Genomic DNA, 17,778 nt, shown 5'->3' on the forward strand with positions numbered 1-17,778 from the left:
TGCCCAGCGTTCGATGGCCAAGTTCGACGCCCATCTGAAGTGTTCGTTCTGTGGGAAATCCCAGGACCAGGTGCGGAAGCTGATCGCCGGACCTGGCGTTTACATCTGCGACGAATGCATCGATCTCTGCAACGAGATCCTGGATGAAGAGCTGGTGGATGGGCAGGGCAACCCACGCCACAGCCATGAGCCGAGCCGAAAGACCACCCCAGCCGCCCGCAAGAGCAGCAAGCCGGCCCCCACCCTGGCGTCCATTCCAAGGCCGCAGGACATCAAGAGCTTCTTGGACCAGCAGGTGGTCGGCCAGGACGCGGCCAAAAAGGTGATGTCGGTGGCGGTCTACAACCACTACAAACGTCTGGCCTGGCAGGGGGATGGCCAGGGTGAAACCGAGGAAACAGCAACCCGGCTGCACAAGAGCAACATCCTGCTGATCGGACCCACCGGCTGCGGCAAAACGCTATTGGCCCAGACCCTGGCCGAAATGCTGGACGTGCCCTTCGCCGTGGCCGATGCCACCACCCTCACCGAAGCGGGCTACGTGGGTGAGGACGTGGAAAACATCCTGCTGCGGCTGCTGCAGAAGGCCGATATGGATGTGGACCAGGCCCAGCGGGGGATCATCTACATCGATGAAATCGACAAGATCGCCCGCAAGAGCGAAAACCCGTCGATCACAAGGGACGTGTCGGGCGAAGGTGTGCAGCAGGCCCTGTTGAAAATGCTGGAGGGCACGGTGGCCAACGTGCCGCCCCAGGGCGGGCGCAAGCACCCCTATCAGGACTGCATCCAGATCGACACCAGCCAGATCCTGTTCATCTGCGGTGGTGCCTTCGTGGGCCTGGACGACGTGGTGCAGAAACGCATGGGCCGCAATGCCATCGGCTTCATGCCCAGCGACGGCCGTGGACGCAGCCGCGCCAACCGCGACCTTCAGGCCGCCCAAGTGCTGCGGCACCTAGAGCCGGATGATCTGGTGCGCTACGGCCTGATCCCCGAATTCATCGGCCGGATGCCTGTGAGCGCCGTGCTGGAGCCCCTGGACGAAAGCGCCCTGCAATCGATCCTCACGGAGCCCCGCGATGCTCTGGTGAAGCAGTTCCGCACCCTGCTGAGCATGGACAACGTGCAACTGCAGTTCGCCGATGACGCCATCGAGGCGATTGCCCAGGAGGCTCACCGGCGCAAGACCGGTGCCCGCGCCCTGCGCGGCATCGTTGAAGAGCTGATGCTGGACCTGATGTACGACCTGCCATCGCAGACATCAGTGAAGGAGTTCACCGTCACCCGGGCGATGGTGGAAGAACACACCGGTGGCAAGGTGCTGCCCCTGCCTGGCACGGAACAACAAAAGACCGCCTGAAGTCTTGGCTGCCGCTGACCACCTGGAGGTGCCGCGGCAGCACGGCCTGTTCAACCACCACGGCATCGACCTCGGCGACGGAACCGTCGCTCACTATCTGGAAGGGCGTGAAATCCTGCGCAGCCCCTTGGAAGAATTCAGCCAGAGGCAGCCACTGCGTGTGATCAGCCATGTCGAGGCGTCACCAGTGGGGGTGACCCTGCGCCGGGCCATGGGGCGCCTTGGAGAACAGGACTACAACCTGCTGTTTAACAACTGCGAGCACTTCGCCACCTGGTGCAAAACCGGACGCCATCGCAGCAGCCAGGTGAACTCGGTGCTGGAGCGGGCAAGCAACTGGAGCGGACTGATGCCCTCCGCCCTGATGCGGGGCCTGGAGCTCCTGGTGCAACGGGGCCTTCTCGATGACGATGCCCGCGCCATGGCCAGGCGGGGTGTGGAGAGGCTGGAACGCCTGCGCCTCTCGCTGCTGCACAAGTTGGAGGGTCTGCTGGAACAGGCGGGAAAAGGGTCCGATCAACGGCTGTTGCTCACGGGCCAGAGCCTGGCCGATGAGCTGGCCGCCGTGGAAGACCTCAAACAACGAATTGATGCCCTGCTCCAACAGCACCCCGCCCTTCCAGGGTCGGAATCCTCTGAGTAATCTCCTTTCAACGCTCGCGGCGCATGAGTTCGGCCTACCAGCCGCTGCATCACAAATACAGGCCCCAGCGCTTTGATCAGCTGGTGGGGCAGGAGGCGATCGCCGCCACCCTGGGCCACGCCCTCACCAGCAATCGGATTGCCCCGGCCTATCTGTTCAGTGGCCCCCGCGGCACCGGCAAAACCTCCAGCGCCCGCATCCTGGCCCGCTCGCTCAACTGCCTGAACAGCGAGGGGCCCACCCCGGAACCCTGCGGCACCTGCGAGCTCTGCACCACGATCGCCGCCGGCACCGCCCTCGATGTGATCGAGATCGATGCGGCCTCCAACACCGGCGTCGACAACATCCGCGAGTTGATCGAACGCTCCCGCTTCGCACCGGTGCAGGCCCGCTGGAAGGTGTACGTGGTGGACGAGTGCCACATGCTCTCCACCGCCGCCTTCAACGCCCTGCTGAAAACCCTGGAGGAGCCACCGCCGCAGGTGGTGTTCGTGCTCGCCACCACCGACCCGCAACGGGTGCTGCCGACGATCCTGAGCCGTTGTCAACGCTTTGATTTCAGGCGCATTCCTCTGGATGCCCTCAACAAGCATCTGAGCTGGATCGCCGAACAGGAAGCGATCGAAATCAAGCCCGAGGCCATTCATGTAGTGGCCCAGCGGTCCCAGGGGGGCCTGCGTGATGCGGAAAGCCTGCTGGATCAGCTGAGCCTTCTGCCGCCACCGATCGAAGCCGCTGCAGTGTGGGATCTGCTGGGGGCCGTGCCCGAACAGGAGCTGTTGGAACTGGTGGGGGCCATGAGCAGCGCCGAACCTGTGCAGCTGCTGGAGGCCACCCGCAACCTGCTGGACCGGGGCCGGGATCCCGGGGCCGTGCTGCAGGGTCTGGCCGGAATACTGCGGGATCTGGTGTTGATGGCCGCCGCTCCAGACCGACTGGAACTCACCAGCGTGTCGCCCCAGTTCCGCGAGCAGCTGCCCGCCCTCGCCAAGGCCATCGGCCGGGCCCGCTTGCTGCAATGGCAGGCCCAACTGCGCGGCACCGAGCAACAACTGCGCCAAAGCGTGCAGCCGCGCCTGTGGCTGGAAGTGCTGCTTTTGGGATTGCTGGCGGAACCGGTGGCGGCTCAGAGCGCAGCCGCAGCTCCGGCCCCAAGACAACCTGCGACAACGCAACCGGCAGCAACAGCAAGCCCACCGACAACGCCAGTCGCCCCTCCTGCTCCCACGCCTTCCGCAGCAACACCTGCAGCAGCCTCAGCCCCAGCAATCGAGGCCCCCAGCCCAAAACCTGCCCCCACCCCAGCTCCATCGCCGGAACTGCCGACGGTCTCCACCCCTGCACCGGCAGCCAGCACCAACCTGCCCGAGCTCTGGCAACAGATCCTGGGCAGCCTCGAATTGCCCTCCACCCGGATGCTGCTGTCACAGCAGGCCCAACTGGTGCGCCTGGATGCCAACCGTGCCGTTGTGCAGGTGGCAGGCAACTGGATGGGGATGGTGCAGAGCCGGGCATCCCTGCTGGAACAGGCCGTGGCCAAAGCGCTTGGAGGCTCGAGGCAGCTGGTACTGGAGGCCAGCAACCCCGCCATGCCACCTCCGCTGGCAACAGCCCCGGTCGCAACAGCCCCAGCCGCGGTCGAGCCCCCAAGTCCGGCACCGGCCCCAACGCCGGCACCCAGAGCAACACCAGCGTCAGCTCCGGTGCCAACGCCGGAACTGCCGCAAACCCAAGCCCAACCATTGGACGCCAACCCAGCAGCTACACCAGCAGAATCAAGCCCTCAACCCAGTCCTCCTTCAGGCCTGGATCGTCAGGCCCGCAACCTGGCGGACTTCTTCAACGGTCAGGTGCTCGACGTTGACGATGTCAACTGAGTGGACATCGAGTCGGCGACCCTCCCCCCAGTCATGACTTCCAACAGGCAACAACCTCAGGCCTGAACCGGATGCTCCTGACCATGGCTGGTTTTGGCCCAGACCAAGCGTTTGGGGAAAAGTGACATCCGCAGCGTCACCCAGGGAATCACCACAAACCAGTGGCCGAGGTAGGCAATCGCCACAAGGAGATTGGCCAGGCTCGCTGAAGGGATCTCCGGCCCCTCACTGCCATCGCGACATCCGCGCCAATAAGCCAGACCCGACACACTGAACGCCACCACAGACAATGGCCAGTAGACCGGCACGCTTCGGGTGATCAGAGCCGTGCTCAGATCAGCGAAGGACACCACCGGCAAGGCGTACTGGAGCAGAAAAAAGGCCGTCAGATCCCAGCGCTGGCGAAGACTCAACTGCGCTGAGGTGAGCAACGGCCAGTAATCAAAGAAGCGCTGCAATCCGCCTTCCGCCCAGCGCTGCCGTTGTTTCCACAGGGCCTGAAGACCGGGTACCGCCTCTTCCTGGACCGGAGGGTCCCACAACAATCCCACCAAGGCCCCATGGGTCAGCAGGCGGAAGCTGAGATCAAGGTCATCGGTGACGGTGTCTTCATTGAAACCACCACTGGACTCGAGCACGGAGCGCTTGATCAGCTGTCCGTTCCCCCGTAGTTCGGCAACGCCTCCATTGACCAGTCGGCCCGACTGGATCACCGCATCCAGAGCCATCTCCATCGCCTGGGATCGCGTCAGCCAATTGCGATCGGCATCAATCACGGCCTTGCGCAGCTGCACCGCCGACCAACCACCCTCTAGGGCGTAGGGAACAAGGCGCTCGAGCAAGTCGTCTTGCAACTGAGCATCAGCATCAAGCACCAACAGCCACTCACCCTTGAGACGGCTCAAAGCGGTGTTGAGCGCACCCGACTTGCCACCACCGGCGTTGCGCTGGCGATGAATCACATTGAGTCCCGGGTGCCGGGCGGCCAGCTCGTCGAGCAACTCGGAGGTCCGATCAAGACTTCCGTCGTCGATCACCCAGGTGGTGAGTTGTCCGGACGGATAGCGAAGGGATGTAAGCCGATCTACCAAACGCGGCACCACCGCCTCTTCGTCGCGGGCAGCCACCACCACATCAAGGCTGGGAAGCTTCGCCGGATCGATCTCTGGTACGGACTCCGATGACCCACGCGTCAGCTGCCCGCGCATGACAGAACGGAGGCCATAGCCCCCAAGCATCAAGGCAAGACTGATGGCGGGCCAGAGCGAACGGGCGGAATCCAGCCAATGGGGTGCAGCTCCAGCACATCCACAGGCGAACAGGAAAGCTGCCGATTTCACCCGACGGTGATCACCCGATGTGGCGTTCGAGCTCATCCAGATGCCCAGGTGGGAAGGACTTTAAGGGGACTGCACCAGTGTTGAGAGTGGACCGTAGACAGTCCCTGGGTAGTAATGGCTCAGGATCCGCTCCACGGGCCAGCTACGCCAGGCCAGATCAATGGCTCCAGCCTGCGACAAACCGGCCCCATGGCCAAAGCCACCACCCACCACCAACCAGCGTTCGGCCCCCTGAGGCTCCAAGACGAACAGGGTGCTGGGCAACGTGCGAAGGGTCCGGCGAATGGCATCCAGCTTGAGGATGACCGGAGCGGCGTCGCTGCTGCCTGAGATCTGCAAGGCCAGCACCCGGCCACTGGCGCCCCGCTCCAGCACCTTCAATTGCAAAGGCGAAACCAGCGGGTCTGCAGCAGCTCCAAGGGCCTGACGCAAGGCCGGACCCGAAAGGGTTCGGGTCCAGCGGAAGCGGGGGTGGCGCTGGCCAAAGGCCCCACTGCGATCAGCAAGCAACGCCTCCACCGCCTTGCGCTGCTGCAGAGGCAAGGGATGACGGTCGCTCCAGCCCTCATCCCCATCTGGCTTCGCACGCAGATAAGTGGTGGGCTGCATGGCCCAGGCTTCCGGCCCGGCAGCCATCACCCCGCCATTGGTGGCGTGATAAACCGCGCTGATGGGCTGGTTGTTCAGGCTGAGCAACTTGCCCTGGGTGGCTGCAATCGCCTCGCGTACAGCGGCTCCCGCATGGCGGGGATCGCTGTAGACCTGGCATTGCGTGTCGCTGCAGAGGTGATAGCCATCAATGCTGAAGCGATGGCTGTTGGCCAGAGCCCAGGTACGCGCCAGAACGGTCTGAGCCTGCAACGCCGCCATCGGTGAAGCCGCACCGATCTCATGGGGCACCACCCCCTCGAGGTAGCGCTCCAGCGGCACCTGCTCCACCAGAGTCCAGCTGCCGTAGGCATCCCGTTGCAAGCGGAAGGGCCCCTCAAAACGTCCACCAGCCCAGAGCAATCCATCCGAGGCCTCAATCAGAAGAGGTCCCTGCAGGGGGCGTCCCCCCTCGGGCGTCTGCAACACCGGTTCGACGGTGCTGGCGACGGTGCCATACCAATCACGCACCGCCAGACCGTCGGGCACAGGTGAGCCCTCCGGCGCCCACACCTCCCACTCCTTGGGATGAGCCACCTCGGCCGCAACCCCCAAAGCACGCCAACGGGAGGCGACACGATCCGCCGACTCAAAGCTGGCGTAGGGACCTGCAATCCGACGGGCCAACTTGAGCGGACGGGCCAAGGCGACGCTTCGCCAGGTGATGACAAAACCTGAACCACTGCCTAGCTCCCCGGTGGCGTCGCGAAGGCTGAGCGAGCCAGCAAAGGCACGCAGATTCAAAGGAGCTGCTGTTTGCGCAGCACCGAGATGATCCGCCAAGGCCACCCAGAGAACCGGTTCATGACCTTCAACCCGCGGTGGGTCAGCGACGGAACGATGCGTCACCCGCTGAACCCGTTCCACCACAGCGGGCTCAGTCTCAGTGGGTTGGAGAGCATCAGCCTGCTCACGGGCGCGGCAGCCCAGTCCCATGCAGAGCAGCAATGTGAGCGTCAGGAGCCGAATCATTCAGCGGGGGGCACGTCGGGACGTATTGTTGTCGTTTGTGTCCGAACGAGCAGACCAATGCCCAAGCTGAAGACCCGCAAAGCTGCCGCGAAGCGGTTCAAAGCAACCGGCACTGGCAAATTTCTGCGTCGTCGCGCTTTCCGGAACCACCTGCTGGACCACAAAACCCCCAAGCAGAAGCGTCATCTGGCCACCAAGGCCGTGGTGGACCGCACCGATGAGGAGCGCGTGACCCTGATGATGCCCTACGCCTGAGCACAGCTGCTCAGACGAGACCGTTCAACAAGACCTGATCCAACCCTTCCAACCTCATGGCCCGCGTCAAGAGAGGCAACGTCGCCCGTAAACGCCGCAACAAGATCCTGCGGCTGGCCCGTGGCTTCCGTGGTGGCAACGGAACCCTGTTCCGTACAGCAAACCAGCGGGTGATGAAAGCCCTCTGCAACGCCTACCGCGATCGTCGTCGTCGCAAGCGCGATTTCCGTCGCCTCTGGATTGCCCGCATCAACGCCGCTGCCCGCCTGAATGGTGTGAGCTACAGCCGTCTGATGGGCGGTCTCAAGAAGGCAGATGTGCGCCTGAACCGCAAGATGCTGGCTCAGCTGGCGGTTGTTGACCCCGGCAGCTTCACCAACGTCGTGGCTGCAGCCAAGAGCTGAATTTCCCAACCGTGAACCTGTTGCCCCAGACCTACCTGCTGGGCCTGGTCGGCCTGCTTGCCATCGTTGCGGTGGTGGTGGGCCGACAATTTTTGCGTGTGCGTCGCGATGAAGCACGCCTGATTGAGCTCGAGAAATCCGACACGGCCACGTCACGACAGGCATCTGACCTCTATGAGCTCGGATCTGTCCAACTACGGAAGAGGCTGTATCCACAAGCAGCTGCCACCTTGAAGCAGGCCCTGAAACGTCTGAGTGGTGAGCCGGATGAAGCCCGTGCGGTGATCGAAAATGCGCTTGGCTTTGCCTTGGCCGCACAAAAGGATTACTCCGGCGCCACCAAGCACTACAAGCTCGCCCTGAAGGCGAAAGCGGACTACCCCGTGGCCATCAACAACCTGGCTTTCGCCCAGGAAAAGCTTCTGAAGGACGCTGAAGCGATTTCCCTCTACGAGAAGACGCTGCAACTGGAACCCGACAACGCCACCGCAAAAAAAGGATTGAAAAAACTCAAGCGTCGGAACAGCTGAGTTCTTTCAAATGCCTTCAGAGCCCCAACAGATTGGGGTTACCAGAGTGGCTGAACCGGAGGTTCTTCCTGGCAGCTTGCGGTCATCGCCAAGCGTCCACCCACTCCAGTGCTTGGGTCGGCCACGTTGATCAATCGAGGCGCCTGCCAGCTGGTGGGACTGAACATTTGCAGGCCGAGGAAGACGCCACCGGGCTCAACCCCCGCGATCAGGGGATCCGCCAAGGGGATGAGATCCAACTGATCCGACTTGGCATGGACATTGCCTTGAACCGGTGTGGTGACGGAACCAAGGGTCATCGTGCCCCGGAGATCCACCATCTGGCCCATCGCCGTCATCTGAATGATGTCCAACGTGACATCGACGGTGGGATTGCCATCAAAAGGCTCAAATGTGCCGCACCATTGACGGGGCAACGATTCCGCCAGCTCTGCAGCGCGTGCGACCGGATCGAAGCTCTCAACCTCGAGTTCATTGAGCTCCAGAGGAATCGCTAACTGAATCGGATCCAGAGGCAACTGGGGATTGGTCTGAAACGGCACCTGGCTGCCAGCCGGTAGATCCATGGCAAGCAGGAACGGCATGGAACACGATGGATGATGAAGAAAAGGTAGGCCCTTTTGCTCAGACGCGTCATGGATTCGCCCTCCCCCAGCTCCGACCCCCTGACCATTGGCGGGCGTCAGTTCAAAAGCCGTTTGTTCACGGGCACCGGCAAATATCCATCGATGACGTCGATGCAGCAGAGCATCGAGCGATCCGGCTGCGACATGGTCACGGTGGCTGTGCGTCGGGTGCAGACCGTTGCAGCAGGCCATGAGGGACTGATGGAAGCCATTGATTGGCAACGGATCTGGATGCTGCCCAACACCGCGGGCTGCACCAATGCGGAGGAAGCGGTGCGTGTCGCCAGGCTGGGACGGGAGCTCGCCAAGCTGGCGGGACAGGAGGACAACACCTTCGTGAAGCTGGAGGTGATTCCTGACTCCCGGCATCTTCTGCCCGATCCGATCGGCACCCTGAACGCTGCAGAACAGCTGGTGAAAGAGGGATTCACGGTGCTGCCCTACATCAATGCAGATCCCCTGCTGGCCAAACGGCTGGAAGAGGTGGGATGCGCCACGGTGATGCCTCTGGGCTCTCCGATCGGCTCGGGCCAGGGGCTCAACAATGCCGCCAACATCGGCTTGATCATCGAGAACGCCGGGGTACCGGTGGTGGTGGACGCCGGCATTGGTGTTCCAAGCGAGGCGGCGCAGGCCCTCGAAATGGGCGCCGATGCCGTGCTGGTCAACAGCGCCATCGCCCTGGCGGGCGACCCCGCCGCCATGGCCGAGGCCATGGGCCAGGCGGTAATGGCCGGGCGGACAGCCCACCTCTCCGGGCGCTTGCCGCGAAGGGATCAGGCCTCTGCCAGTTCACCGACCACGGGCCTGGTGCAGTCACCCCAATGAAGTGAAGAGACGTGAAGTGAGGTGAAGCCTGCTTCACAAAGGCAGGCAATGAGCATTTGGACTCATAAGGTCCGACCAGTCGCATTGGACCCATGTCGGTCACCACGGAAGACGGCGGTCGTCTCAACGCCTTCGCCAAGGAGCCACGCATGGAGGTGATGGACGTCGCCACCAGTCAGAGCCGCAACCGCAGCTCAATGATGATGCTGGTGAGCGGTGGATTGATCGTGGCCGCCATGGTGGCGGTGACCGTCGCCATCAGCTGAGACGGTTCACACTGAAAATCCCTGTAGTAGCTTGCCAGGATTGAGCATCACGCTCGTTCCAGCAGGAGTTTGGGGTGAAAGTTCTCGTTCTCGGCGGTGACGGCTTCTGCGGCTGGCCCTGTGCGGTGAACCTGGCGGATCAGGGCCACGACGTTCTGATCGTGGACAACCTCAGCCGTCGCAAGATCGACATCGACCTTGAAGTCGAGTCGCTGACGCCGATCGTGAGCATCGGTGAGCGCCTCAAAGCCTGGGAGGAAACCGGGGGCAAGCCGATGAGGTTTGTCCACATGGACATCGCCCATGAGTACCAGCGGTTGCTGGATCTGCTTCGGGACGAGCGCCCGGATTCCGTGGTCCACTTCGCGGAACAGCGTGCTGCCCCCTATTCGATGAAGAGCAGCGCCACCAAGCGCTACACCGTCGATAACAACGTCAACGGCACCCACAACCTGCTGGCCGCCATCGTTGAAAGCGGTCAAGACATCCACGTGGTGCATCTGGGCACCATGGGCGTCTACGGCTATGGCTCCCACCGCGGCGCCACCATCCCCGAGGGCTACCTCAAGGTGGAAGTGCCTCAGCCCGACGGCAGCCGCTTCGAAGAGGAAATCCTCCACCCCGCCAGCCCGGGCAGCGTCTATCACATGACGAAGACGCTCGATCAGCTGCTCTTCCTCTACTACAACAAGAACGACAAGGTCCGCATCACCGACCTGCACCAGGGCATCGTCTGGGGAACCAACACCGATGCCACAGACCGCGACCCGCGGCTCACCAATCGCTTCGATTACGACGGCGATTACGGAACGGTGCTGAACCGCTTCCTGATGCAGGCCGCCATCGGCTACCCGCTCACCGTTCATGGAACCGGGGGCCAGACCCGCGCCTTCATTCACATCCGCGATTCCGTGCGCTGCGTCCAGCTAGCGCTGGAGAACCCTCCGGAACAAGGGGAGCGGGTGAAGATCTTCAACCAGATGACCGAAAGCCATCAGGTGGGTGAACTGGCCAAGAAGGTGGCCGCCCTCACCGGCGCTCAGGTGAACAACCTGCCCAACCCCCGCAACGAGGCCGTTGAAAACGACCTGATTGTGGACAACCGCTGCTTCATCGAGCTGGGCCTCAACCCCACAACCCTCGATGACGGCCTGCTGAAGGAAGTGGTGGAGATCGCCACCCGCTACGCCGACCGTTGCGACCGCAACCGCATTCTCTGCACCTCCGCCTGGACCAAAACCCAGGCCCAGGCCATCGGCACCGCGTCCTGATCGAGCTTCATCCTTGAAAGTCGCCTTCTTCACCGAAACCTTCCTGCCGAAGGTCGATGGCATCGTCACCCGTCTGACCAAGACGGTGAAGCATCTGGTGGACGCCGGCGATGAGGTGGTGGTCTTCTGCCCGGAAGGCTGTCCGGAGGAGTACATGGGGGCACGCCTAATCGGCGTGCCGGCGATGCCGCTGCCGCTCTATCCCGAGCTCAAACTGGCCTTGCCTCGGCCGGCGGTGTCCGACGCGATCGATGCCTTTCAACCCGATCTGATCCACGTTGTGAACCCGGCGGTGCTGGGTCTCGGCGGCATCTGGCTCGCGAAGAACAAAGGCATCCCTCTAGTGGCGAGTTATCACACTCACCTTCCTAAGTACCTCGAGCACTACGGCCTGGGAATGCTGGAGCCACTCCTTTGGGAGATGCTCAAGGCCGCCCACAACCAGGCCCTGCTGAATCTGTGCACCTCCACCGCCATGGTGAAAGAGCTCAGCGACAAAGGCATTCAGCACACTGATTTGTGGCAGCGGGGTGTGGACACGGAGTTGTTCCGTCCCGAGCTGCGCAGCGCGGAATTGCGCCAGCGGCTTCTCGGGGGCCATGACGACCGTGGTGCGCTGCTGCTCTACGTCGGCCGCCTCTCTGCGGAGAAGCAGATCGAACGGATCCGCCCCGTGCTGGAGGCCCTTCCCGATGCACGGCTAGCCCTGGTGGGCGATGGTCCCCACCGCCAACAACTGGAGAAGCACTTCGAGGGAACCGCCACCACCTTCGTCGGCTATCTCGCCGGGGACGACCTCGCAGGGGCCTACGCCAGCGGCGATGCCTTCCTCTTCCCCTCCAGCACGGAGACGCTGGGGCTAGTGCTGCTGGAAGCCATGGCAGCCGGCTGTCCCGTGGTCGGCGCCAACCGTGGCGGCATACCGGACATCATCACCGACGGCGTCAACGGCTGCCTCTATGAACCCGACGGCGCCGATGGTGGCGCTGCAAGCCTGATCGAAGCCACCCGCCGCCTACTGGGGAACGACCTGGAACGCCAGGCCCTACGCAGCGCTGCCCGCGCCGAAGCCGAGCGCTGGGGCTGGGCAGGCGCCACCGAACAACTGCGGACCTACTACCGCACGGTGCTGTCAGCACCTCAACTCACGGCTGCCTAGCGCTGCCTAGTCCGCTCCCACTCCGCCAGCACCTTCTTGGCCATGGGCAGCGCGTGAACCGATCCCCCTCCAGGGGTGTTCTGGGCAAAGGCCACCACCACGATCTTGCCGTCGGGATACGGGGCATAGCAGCCAAACCAGGCATGATCAGGGCCCCCGGTGCTGTCTTCAGCCGTTCCGGTTTTGCCGGCTGCTGGAGGAATACCCGGACCATTGAGACCGGCACCAGTTCCAGCCTCCACCACTTTGCGCAGGCCCCCCTGGATCGTCTGCAACGTTGATGGCTTCATCGCCACCTTGGTGCGGTGCTCCGGACTCATCCAGTCGATGTCACCGGCGGCAAGATGCGGCGTCACCAACCAACCGCCATTGGCGAACACCGCATAGGCACGGGCCAACTGCAAGGGAGTGATCTGCACCACGGACTGGCCGATGGAGGCACTGGCCATGTCCTCAGCGATCCAGGGCACCGTTCCGGGCTCCGCCCAACCCCGGCCACGATCAGCCCAGGGCTCATCTCCCACCAGCCCGACACTCTCTTCCCACCCGATCTCAATGCCAGTTTTCTGCTGAAACCCAAGCTGATCAGCAGCCTGCTTCAACGCCAGGGACCCAACCCCGACGCCCACCTGATAGAAGAACGTGTTGCTCGAGTGGCGCAGGGCATCGGCATAGCCAATGGTGCCAAAACCCTTGCCATTGTGGTCTTTGAAGCAGTGGCCGCCGTAGGTGATGCAGGCCGTGGTGTGGAGCTTGGTGTCGGGCGGGAATTGGCCCGACTCCATGCCGGCCATCGCCGTCACCGGCTTCCAGGTGCTGCCGGGGTCATAGGGATTCATGGCCCGGGACAGCAGCGGCTTCTTCGGATTGGAGAAGAGGGCGTCGTACTCCTTCTGGGTGGTGATCAGCTTGGAGAAAAAATTCGGATCAAAACTGGGACGGCTGGCCAAGGCCAACACAGCACCAGTTGCCGCCTCCAGCGCCACGACGGCGCCACCGGGCTTGTCGGCAAGCGCCTGCTCCGCCACCCGCTGCAGATCCAGGTCGAGGGTAAGCACCAGATCCTTTCCTGCTTGAGAGGGTCGATCGCCCAGGTTGCGCTGAACCTCGCCCATGGCATTCACCTCGAGCATCTGACCGCCCCACTTCCCGCGCAGATGGCGCTCGTAGGCCGCTTCAACACCGGTGCGACCAATGCGGTCGCGGATCTTGTAGCCCTTCTCCGCCAGGAATTCGAATTCGCTTTCCGTGACCGGCTGGGTGTAGCCGAGGGCGTGGGCCGCCAGGGTTCCATTGGGATAGGAGCGCAGGATGTCGACATCCACCTGGGCACCACGCAACCCCAAGGCCTGTTCCCGGAAGCGCAGCACCTGTTCCGGCTTGAGATCGAGGGCCAATGTGGTGCGGTAACCATCCCGATCCAGGCCCTTCTGCCGGCGCTGGTCGAGCAGATCAGGCTTCAGGCTCAGCAGCCGTGCCAAGCGATCCCGCAGATCAGGCCAGTCGTCATCGCTGACCAGACGCGGCTCAAGGTACAGGGAGTAAGTGAGTTTGCTGGTGGCCAGCACCCGGCCTTTGCGATCAAGCAACCGACCGCGAATGGGCGAGCGAGGCACAAGACGGATGCGGTTTTCGTCCGCCAGGTCGCGAAAGCGCGATCCCTCCAGCAGCTGCATCCAGATCAGGCGGCTGACCATGGCGCTGCACAACAGCAGCACCAACACCAGCAGCACCAGGGGTTGCTGACGCAGACCGGTCTGACGCTGCTGGGCAGAACGGGTCATTCCTGTTGCTGCACTGGCAATCGGCGGCGCAACTCCTCGAGGCGCTCTTCGATCCGCCGCAAGGTCGGCAGCAAGTCGTCGGGGCCGTCCTGTTCAACCGTTGCCGGTTCGTCCACAGAAACAGAAACCGGCATCACCGGATTGCCCAGCCCGGGGCTCACGGCATCCAGCTGTTCTCGCACGTCGCGCGCCACGGGCTCACCCTCCTGACGCAAATCAGCGATGGGGTCCTCCGAGCCGGCCGTGAACACCTCCACCACCTTGCCGGGACCACCCTGCCGGGCCCGTTCCAGCACGGCCAGCCCCACAGGCAGCACGTCCTGCATCAAGGACAGACGCAACTGGTCGAGCGGGTTGTCGGAGTTGGAATCAGCGGCCATGGGGCCAGATCAACGGACCCCAGTCTGTCCCGAAGGAAGCGCCAATGTCGGACAAGCGGCACGGTCCGCCGCCAGGGACCAGCCCATCACCCCGCTGAGCACCATCAGCATCACCACAGGCACCAGGGCTTTCTGGGTGGTGTCCAGCAGGATCCACTCCCGCCAGGCACGCCAGAAGCGGCTGCGCTCAAAGCGGCGGTGCTCACGGGTTTCGTCGCGCTGACGCCGCCGGATCGCCTTGTCCACCCAACGCTCGAAGGCCCGCTTCTTGGTGATCGTCATCTTGCGTTCCACCTCGAGCATCTGCCCGGAACCCAGTTCGGGATGGAAGGTGCTGATCAGCTCCAGGCTCTTGAGGAACATCTCCACAGCGCCATCGTGAACTGCGGTGGCGTGATCATCCAGCTGGCCCCAGTCGAGTTCGGGGTAAAACCGGCTGCGATTGGCCGTGATCTGATCCTCCGTCAGCTGACCAGGCTCCCGGAGCCAGCGATCGGTGTTGCTGTCGAACCGCCGCCAGTAGAGGAAGGGGTTCAGATAGATCGTGCGGCCACCCAGCTGAATGCTGTCCTGCTGCAGCCGACGCTGCAGCTGAACATCCTGCTGTTGTGTCGCTGTCATATCCCAAAGGCCGGTGGCCCAAGGTATCGGTGATGCAGGGCCGTCGCCAGCCGTGATTCAGCCTGCGTCAGCCCCGAGTCACTCCCACTCGATCGTGCCGGGGGGCTTGCTGGTGATGTCGAGCACCACCCGGTTCACCCCCTTCACCTCATTCACGATCCGATTGGAGATGGTCTCCATCAGGTCGTAAGGAAGGCGGGACCAATCGGCAGTCATGCCGTCCTCACTGGACACACAACGCAGCACGATCGGCCAGGCATAGGTGCGTTTGTCCCCCATCACGCCGACGGAACGCACCGGCAGCAGCACCGCGAAGGCCTGCCAGATGTCGTGATACAGCCCTGCTTCCTTGATTTCCTGGCGAACGATCAGGTCGGCATCACGCAGGCAGTCCAGCTTCTCGTCGGTGACTTCACCCAAGATGCGGATGGCCAGACCAGGCCCCGGGAAGGGATGCCGGCGCACGATCTCCTCGGGAAGGCCAAGGCTGCGTCCCACCTTGCGCACTTCGTCCTTGAACAGTTTGCGCAGGGGCTCCACCAGCTTGAACTGCAGGTCTTTGGGAAGACCGCCCACGTTGTGGTGACTCTTGATCTTCACGGCAACCCGTTCGCCCGTCTTGGGGTCCACGTTGGTGCCGGCGCTTTCGATCACATCGGGATAGAGCGTGCCCTGGGCCAGGTAATCAAAGGGTCCGAGCCGCTTGCTCTCCTCTTCGAACACGCGGATGAACTCAGTGCCGATGATCTTGCGCTTCTCCTCCGGATCGGTGATGCCCTTCAGCTTGCCGATGAACCGCTGACGGGCATTGATGTATTCCACATGGATGTTGAACTTCCGATCGAAGAAGTCCATGAGGAACTCGGGCTCACCCTTCCGCATGAAGCCCTGGTCGATGAACATGCAGGTGAGCTGATCACCAATCGCCTTTTTGAGCAGGAAGGCGAGGGTGGAGGAATCCACGCCACCGGAGAGCGCCAACAGGACGCGCTTGTCGCCCACCTGCTCCCGCACCAGGCCAACGGCCTCATCGATGAACGCCGCGGTGGTCCAATCCGGATCACAACCGCAAACGTGATATACGAAATTGCGGATCAAGGCCATGCCGCAGGTGGAATGGACCACCTCGGGATGGAATTGCACCCCGTAAAGCTTGCGTTGCAGGTGCGCCACCGCCGCCTCCGGCGTGTTGGCGGTGTGGGCCAGGCGCACAAACCCATCGGGCAGAGCCTTCACTGAGTCGCCATGGCTCATCCACATCGTCGAACCGTTGTCGACATTGGTGAGCAGGTCCGTGGGATCGTCCACTTCCAGGGGCGCCTTGCCGTACTCGGCCTTGCCCGTGGCGGCTTCCACAACGCCCCCGAGCTGCTGCACCATCAGCTGCATCCCGTAGCAAACCCCCAGTACGGGAATGCCCAGATCCCAGATGCCGGGATCGCAGAGAGGAGCATGCTCGGCATACACGGAACTTGGGCCACCGCTGAGGATGATTCCCTTCGGAGCCATGCGTCGCAGCTCCTCGGCCGACGTGCTGTAACCGAGGACGACCGAAAAGACTTCGGTCTCGCGCACGCGCCGGGCGATCAGCTCCGAATACTGGGAGCCGAAATCAAGGATGACGATGGCCGGCTGACGCTGACCGTCGGACGAGGGCTGGGACATCGATCCTGGGAGGTATCGCTCGCGGACGAGCGTCAATCCCTCAATGTAAAGAAGCGCTTCTCCCCCTCCGGTCCCCACCAGCGCAGGGTGCGGCTTCGGTCGAAGAGGGCAGCACCAATCCGCATCGACCAGGCGCCGTAGCGATCCACATAGGACTGGCTGCGCCGCTCCACGATCGCGGCCAGATGGTGCCCGAGGGCCGTGGCTTGATCGGCCTCCAGTGCCTGAAAGGCGTCCTCAACGGATGCAGCACCCCGCAGTTGCAGCAACTGGGCCACCGACAGACCGGCATCAAGGCCCAGGGCCACAAGCACCTCAAGACGACCATCGGCCAGGTGGTGATGGGTGTGAAAGATGCCGCCGGCCAGCTTGATCAATTTGCCGTGGTAACCGAGCAGCAGCAGATCGCGAACACCGGCCTCGGCCGCGGCCACCAGCACGGGCCCCACCCAGTTCCCCACCTTCAGCACGGGCTCCAGACCCTGCTGGCGGGCCAGATCCAAGCCGTTCTCACCGATCACCAGAACGAGGCGTCCCTGAAACGCCGCATCCGCAGCGAGCATCCTCAAGTCTGCCAACACCTGCTGCAGTTGATCCGGTGCGGCGCTGCGCTGCACCTCCGCCTGGGTACCGATCAAGGCCAGACCATCAACAACACCGAAGGCGGCATTGCTGGTGCGTTCGGCCAGGACGCGGCCCCTCGGAAGAATCGGCTGCACCAGCAAGCCCCGACCCGGCGGCACCAGGGGCAACAGATTCCGCTCCAACAGCTCACGGGCAAAACCGGAGAGGCAAACGTCCCCCTCAGCGCCAAAACGACCCACCCCTTCTCCGGCCTGCAGCTCGAGCACCGGCTGGGATGCAGCGATCCAAGCCACCCGCACCCAGACGTCAAGATCCCGCGTCAGATCAAGGCCAAGCCCTGGATCACAACGGCTGATGCCCAGGGCCTCTCCTGGGGCCAGAGGAGCCGCTGAGCAGACCGGCACCTGCAGAGACGGTTGATCTGAGCCCTGACTCAACTGCTGCTCAAGCTCAAATGGCTCACCAAGCAACACCTGCAGGGCCGCCTTGGCCGCCGCCGCCACCCACACCGGCAGGGTCAATCCAGAACTGGAGGGGGCGATGGAACCGGACAAGCTGTTT

General features: G+C 63.1%; 18 protein-coding genes. 10 read left to right on the forward strand and 8 right to left on the reverse strand.

Going from position 1 to position 17,778, the window contains the following annotated elements:
* Positions 1-13: 13 nt before the first annotated feature.
* Genes clpX through DXY03_RS06490 form a run of 3 tightly spaced genes read left to right on the forward strand, consistent with a single transcriptional unit; the run spans position 14 to position 3,883 of the window.
* Entirely contained in the window at positions 14-1,363 is a 1,350-nt protein-coding gene (gene clpX / locus DXY03_RS06480; RefSeq protein ID WP_115009685.1) for an ATP-dependent protease ATP-binding subunit ClpX, read from the forward strand.
* Positions 1,364-1,367: 4 nt separating this feature from the next.
* A complete protein-coding gene (locus DXY03_RS06485; protein WP_115009686.1) occupies positions 1,368-2,006 on the forward strand; it encodes a lecithin retinol acyltransferase family protein in 639 nt (212 codons plus the stop codon).
* Between the two features lie 23 nt (positions 2,007-2,029).
* Complete coding sequence (locus tag DXY03_RS06490) at positions 2,030-3,883, forward strand: DNA polymerase III subunit gamma/tau (RefSeq protein ID WP_115009687.1); 1,854 nt, start codon at positions 2,030-2,032, stop codon at positions 3,881-3,883.
* A 56-nt stretch (positions 3,884-3,939) separates the two neighbouring features.
* Here DXY03_RS06490 and DXY03_RS06495 read toward each other — a convergent pair whose 3' ends face one another.
* Both DXY03_RS06495 and DXY03_RS06500 read right to left on the reverse strand, forming a co-directional pair.
* Entirely contained in the window at positions 3,940-5,259 is a 1,320-nt protein-coding gene (locus tag DXY03_RS06495; protein WP_115009688.1) for a glycosyltransferase family 2 protein, read from the reverse strand.
* Positions 5,260-5,283: 24 nt separating this feature from the next.
* Positions 5,284-6,843, reverse strand: coding sequence for a SpoIID/LytB domain-containing protein (locus DXY03_RS06500; protein ID WP_115009689.1), 1,560 nt, complete (start codon positions 6,841-6,843; stop codon positions 5,284-5,286).
* 57 nt (positions 6,844-6,900) lie between these two features.
* Here DXY03_RS06500 and rpmI point away from each other — a divergent pair, with 57 nt between their 5' ends.
* The 3 genes from rpmI to DXY03_RS06515 are packed head-to-tail and all read left to right on the forward strand — an operon-like array spanning position 6,901 to position 8,032.
* The gene (gene rpmI, locus DXY03_RS06505) at positions 6,901-7,098 is read left to right on the forward strand and encodes a 50S ribosomal protein L35 (RefSeq protein WP_006852081.1); all 198 of its coding nucleotides are present in this window, start codon (positions 6,901-6,903) and stop codon (positions 7,096-7,098) included.
* A gap of 56 nt (positions 7,099-7,154) precedes the next feature.
* Complete coding sequence (gene rplT / locus DXY03_RS06510; RefSeq protein ID WP_011363098.1) at positions 7,155-7,502, forward strand: 50S ribosomal protein L20; 348 nt, start codon at positions 7,155-7,157, stop codon at positions 7,500-7,502.
* Between the two features lie 11 nt (positions 7,503-7,513).
* Positions 7,514-8,032 (forward strand): hypothetical protein, encoded by a 519-nt coding sequence (locus DXY03_RS06515; RefSeq protein ID WP_115009690.1) that lies wholly within the window; start codon positions 7,514-7,516, stop codon positions 8,030-8,032.
* A gap of 38 nt (positions 8,033-8,070) precedes the next feature.
* On the opposite strand, the gene DXY03_RS06520 is transcribed toward DXY03_RS06515, so the two are convergent.
* Positions 8,071-8,616 carry a hypothetical protein gene (locus DXY03_RS06520; protein WP_115009691.1) on the reverse strand — a complete coding sequence of 182 codons (546 nt, stop codon included), beginning with the start codon at positions 8,614-8,616 and terminating at the stop codon, positions 8,071-8,073.
* 51 nt (positions 8,617-8,667) lie between these two features.
* Between DXY03_RS06520 and DXY03_RS06525 the strand changes: the two genes are divergently transcribed.
* The 4 genes from DXY03_RS06525 (at position 8,668) to DXY03_RS06540 (ending at position 12,182) form a co-directional block, all read left to right on the forward strand.
* Entirely contained in the window at positions 8,668-9,486 is an 819-nt protein-coding gene (locus tag DXY03_RS06525) for a thiazole synthase (protein WP_115009692.1), read from the forward strand.
* A gap of 92 nt (positions 9,487-9,578) precedes the next feature.
* Positions 9,579-9,752: a photosystem II assembly protein Psb34 gene (psb34, locus tag DXY03_RS06530; RefSeq protein WP_114988853.1), complete on the forward strand. Its 174-nt coding sequence runs from the start codon at positions 9,579-9,581 to the stop codon at positions 9,750-9,752.
* Between the two features lie 74 nt (positions 9,753-9,826).
* Positions 9,827-11,023: an NAD-dependent epimerase/dehydratase family protein gene (locus DXY03_RS06535; RefSeq protein ID WP_115009693.1), complete on the forward strand. Its 1,197-nt coding sequence runs from the start codon at positions 9,827-9,829 to the stop codon at positions 11,021-11,023.
* Positions 11,024-11,036: 13 nt separating this feature from the next.
* Entirely contained in the window at positions 11,037-12,182 is a 1,146-nt protein-coding gene (locus DXY03_RS06540; RefSeq protein WP_115009694.1) for a glycosyltransferase family 1 protein, read from the forward strand.
* Here the strand turns inward: DXY03_RS06540 and mrdA are convergent.
* From mrdA to cbiD, 5 genes are all read right to left on the reverse strand, one after another.
* Entirely contained in the window at positions 12,179-13,966 is a 1,788-nt protein-coding gene (gene mrdA, locus DXY03_RS06545; RefSeq protein ID WP_115009695.1) for a penicillin-binding protein 2, read from the reverse strand. The two genes, DXY03_RS06540 and mrdA, sit on opposite strands and share 4 nt — an antisense overlap.
* Positions 13,963-14,346: a hypothetical protein gene (locus DXY03_RS06550; RefSeq protein ID WP_115009696.1), complete on the reverse strand. Its 384-nt coding sequence runs from the start codon at positions 14,344-14,346 to the stop codon at positions 13,963-13,965. The genes mrdA and DXY03_RS06550 overlap by 4 nt, the downstream gene beginning before the upstream one ends.
* Before the next feature lie 9 nt (positions 14,347-14,355).
* Positions 14,356-14,967: a hypothetical protein gene (locus DXY03_RS06555; protein ID WP_114988848.1), complete on the reverse strand. Its 612-nt coding sequence runs from the start codon at positions 14,965-14,967 to the stop codon at positions 14,356-14,358.
* Positions 14,968-15,045: 78 nt separating this feature from the next.
* Complete coding sequence (gene guaA, locus DXY03_RS06560) at positions 15,046-16,632, reverse strand: glutamine-hydrolyzing GMP synthase (protein WP_115009697.1); 1,587 nt, start codon at positions 16,630-16,632, stop codon at positions 15,046-15,048.
* A 32-nt stretch (positions 16,633-16,664) separates the two neighbouring features.
* On the reverse strand, positions 16,665-17,771 hold the full coding sequence (gene cbiD, locus DXY03_RS06565) for a cobalt-precorrin-5B (C(1))-methyltransferase CbiD (RefSeq protein ID WP_115009698.1): 1,107 nt from the start codon (positions 17,769-17,771) through the stop codon (positions 16,665-16,667).
* Positions 17,772-17,778: the final 7 nt, after the last annotated feature.

Source organism: Synechococcus sp. N5, from assembly GCF_900473925.1.
Lineage (GTDB): Bacteria > Cyanobacteriota > Cyanobacteriia > PCC-6307 > Cyanobiaceae > Parasynechococcus.

Excerpts from the sequence above, each read along its gene's own strand:
- DXY03_RS06555 (WP_114988848.1), bottom strand. The coding sequence starts at position 14,967 with ATGACAGCGACACAACAGCAGGATGTTCAGCTGCAGCGTCGGCTGCAG.
- DXY03_RS06495 (WP_115009688.1), bottom strand. The coding sequence starts at position 5,259 with ATGAGCTCGAACGCCACATCGGGTGATCACCGTCGGGTGAAATCGGCA.
- DXY03_RS06520 (WP_115009691.1), bottom strand. The coding sequence starts at position 8,616 with ATGCCGTTCCTGCTTGCCATGGATCTACCGGCTGGCAGCCAGGTGCCG.
- DXY03_RS06500 (WP_115009689.1), bottom strand. The coding sequence starts at position 6,843 with ATGATTCGGCTCCTGACGCTCACATTGCTGCTCTGCATGGGACTGGGC.
- guaA (WP_115009697.1), bottom strand. The coding sequence starts at position 16,632 with ATGTCCCAGCCCTCGTCCGACGGTCAGCGTCAGCCGGCCATCGTCATC.
- DXY03_RS06490 (WP_115009687.1), top strand. The coding sequence starts at position 2,030 with ATGAGTTCGGCCTACCAGCCGCTGCATCACAAATACAGGCCCCAGCGC.
- clpX (WP_115009685.1), top strand. The coding sequence starts at position 14 with ATGGCCAAGTTCGACGCCCATCTGAAGTGTTCGTTCTGTGGGAAATCC.
- rpmI (WP_006852081.1), top strand. The coding sequence starts at position 6,901 with ATGCCCAAGCTGAAGACCCGCAAAGCTGCCGCGAAGCGGTTCAAAGCA.
- DXY03_RS06550 (WP_115009696.1), bottom strand. The coding sequence starts at position 14,346 with ATGGCCGCTGATTCCAACTCCGACAACCCGCTCGACCAGTTGCGTCTG.
- rplT (WP_011363098.1), top strand. The coding sequence starts at position 7,155 with ATGGCCCGCGTCAAGAGAGGCAACGTCGCCCGTAAACGCCGCAACAAG.
- mrdA (WP_115009695.1), bottom strand. The coding sequence starts at position 13,966 with ATGACCCGTTCTGCCCAGCAGCGTCAGACCGGTCTGCGTCAGCAACCC.
- psb34 (WP_114988853.1), top strand. The coding sequence starts at position 9,579 with ATGTCGGTCACCACGGAAGACGGCGGTCGTCTCAACGCCTTCGCCAAG.
- DXY03_RS06525 (WP_115009692.1), top strand. The coding sequence starts at position 8,668 with ATGGATTCGCCCTCCCCCAGCTCCGACCCCCTGACCATTGGCGGGCGT.